4 protein-coding genes are annotated in these 1,814 nt (G+C 50.6%); 3 read left to right on the top strand and 1 reads right to left on the bottom strand.

All coding sequences use genetic code 11. From position 1 onward, the window contains the following. A partial coding sequence (locus KDK15_RS14215; RefSeq protein ID WP_257296046.1) for a hypothetical protein occupies positions 1-250 on the top strand: 250 nt, incomplete at its 5' end. After that, on the top strand, positions 237-572 hold the full coding sequence (locus tag KDK15_RS14210) for a hypothetical protein (RefSeq protein WP_257296045.1): 336 nt from the start codon (positions 237-239) through the stop codon (positions 570-572). The genes KDK15_RS14215 and KDK15_RS14210, both read left to right, overlap by 14 nt. On the opposite strand, the gene KDK15_RS14205 is transcribed toward KDK15_RS14210, so the two are convergent. After that, the gene (locus KDK15_RS14205) at positions 569-1,057 is read right to left on the bottom strand and encodes a DUF29 domain-containing protein (protein WP_257296044.1); all 489 of its coding nucleotides are present in this window, start codon (positions 1,055-1,057) and stop codon (positions 569-571) included. The genes KDK15_RS14210 and KDK15_RS14205 overlap by 4 nt on opposite strands. A gap of 43 nt (positions 1,058-1,100) precedes the next feature. Between KDK15_RS14205 and KDK15_RS14200 the strand changes: the two genes are divergently transcribed. Beyond that, positions 1,101-1,364 carry a hypothetical protein gene (locus tag KDK15_RS14200; protein WP_257296043.1) on the top strand — a complete coding sequence of 88 codons (264 nt, stop codon included), beginning with the start codon at positions 1,101-1,103 and terminating at the stop codon, positions 1,362-1,364. Positions 1,365-1,814 lie beyond the last annotated feature (450 nt).

Raw genomic sequence — 1,814 nt, 5'->3', positions numbered from 1 at the left:
AACTGCCCACTTGGCCAGAAAAATACGATTCCATTTGGCCAACTACTTAACAACGAATGTTGCGCTCGTTGCGGTTTTAATCAAGAGTATAAGCACGGTAAAAGCTCATGCTGGGAAAGTTCCCGATAACTTGATTTCCCACTGCTTGAATCCTTCAAAGAAACCCGGCCCTCATTGCCGGGTTTTCTTTTTTTATCCCACCAAACATTTGTGGTCATCGGGGCAAGGCGGCCCAGATGCTGGCATTTAAAAATGGTCAGTCGGAGTTGCAGTGGCCAGACAGTAATCACAATGAGCTGCCAAGCAAGGCCGTGGATGTAATGGCTTATCCGCTGGACTGGTTTGATTATCAACGGTCTGCTCACTTTGCCGGATACGTTTTGGGGGTTGCTGAGGGTATGGGCATCAAGCTGCGCTGGTGTGGTGACTGGGATCTGGTGATGGAAATACAGGTTGTTTCAGACCGGGGCTTCAGACTCCCCGCCGGCCGGGGCAGTCGCTGGCAGTTTGAACTGGAAGGCACTGACACCCTGACTACCCTGATTGTGGCCAGCAGTATGGCAGAGCTTTAAGGAAACCAGTCATCGTCTATTAACTGATCATAGGACCATGGGCATTCAGCCGGGAAACTCTGGTCGGTAAGCCACTGGTCTTTCGGCAGATATTTATTCATCTGATTAATGGCACCGGCTTTGGCATCAGGGTAGCTGTCCGTGATTACCTCTGCCATACGGCTTTTCAGAGAAGGGTTTTTCTTCATTAATCGCCTGGTTTCACGCCGGGCAGTATCAATGCTGTCATACCAGCTTCGGAACTCTTGTGGTTCATACCTTTGAGGGTTAATCACTTGAGTCTGGTACTGATGCTTGAGCAGGTGCAGGATCAGGTTGATTAAGTGCGATTCCAGAGCGTGCTGGTTTTGTTTGCCCACTTCACCCAGTTCCTCCAGCAGGTTTTTTATATCCAGCCGGTCAAGCTGGCCGGATTGCAATAGCTGTTTTTGTTGTTCTACCCATTGGTGGTAGTCGGTGTCATAGAGATTGTTGATGTTTTCCACTATTTGAGTCCCTTGATTCACTGCTCACTATTCTAGGATACCCATGGCCAAATTTCCTGCACTGCCAGCAACGGTAGACCGCTACGTGCGTGAGTTCCTGAACCGCCTGGCCGGGCGTTCCGGCAACGCTGGAGACAAAGCAGTGCTGCACAGTGAGCTGGCGGAACTGGGTCTGGCCAATGAGATTGGGCAGCGGCTCAGTCTGCCTGCCACCGCCGTGGGTTCCATTACCGAGACTCTGGAACCTGCCCTGCCATCAGCTCCCGTGATCGATACCGACCGGCCTGACAGTTGCTGCCTGGCGTAGTCCGGTCCATAAGGCTTCAGCACCAGCGACTCTACTTCTGCCCTGACCACACGGTAATACGGGTTACCGTGGGCATGAGCGATTTGGTAGTGAATCGTCCCTTCTTTAATCGCCCGGATAATCTCCTCAGTCAGGCCAAATTCTTTCGCGGCGTTCTTATGGCTCAGGGTGGCACCTGGTGCTGTCCACTGGAGATCGGGCATCGGGTCATACCTTGGCAAAATGATTTCAACGGATGTTTGAGAGTCGGGCTTCCTTTTTGAATGAGCCCAAGAATAAAGACACGCCCTCACTTTTTCCAGAATAAGTCTGTGGGTAAGTTGTTGACAGGTTGTGTTTATACTGTCAGTAGTTCGTTATAACCCTTTGCAGTACCTACCTGTAGAATTATTATCCCCTGTTTCAGTTATCCGGAATTTGTGTGGAAAAGATTGTGGATAAACGGTTAGG

The sequence above is a fragment of the Endozoicomonas sp. YOMI1 genome (assembly GCF_024606345.1).
Taxonomy (GTDB): Bacteria; Pseudomonadota; Gammaproteobacteria; order Pseudomonadales; family Endozoicomonadaceae; genus Endozoicomonas.
This window is presented reverse-complemented; position numbering and strand designations above follow the sequence as displayed.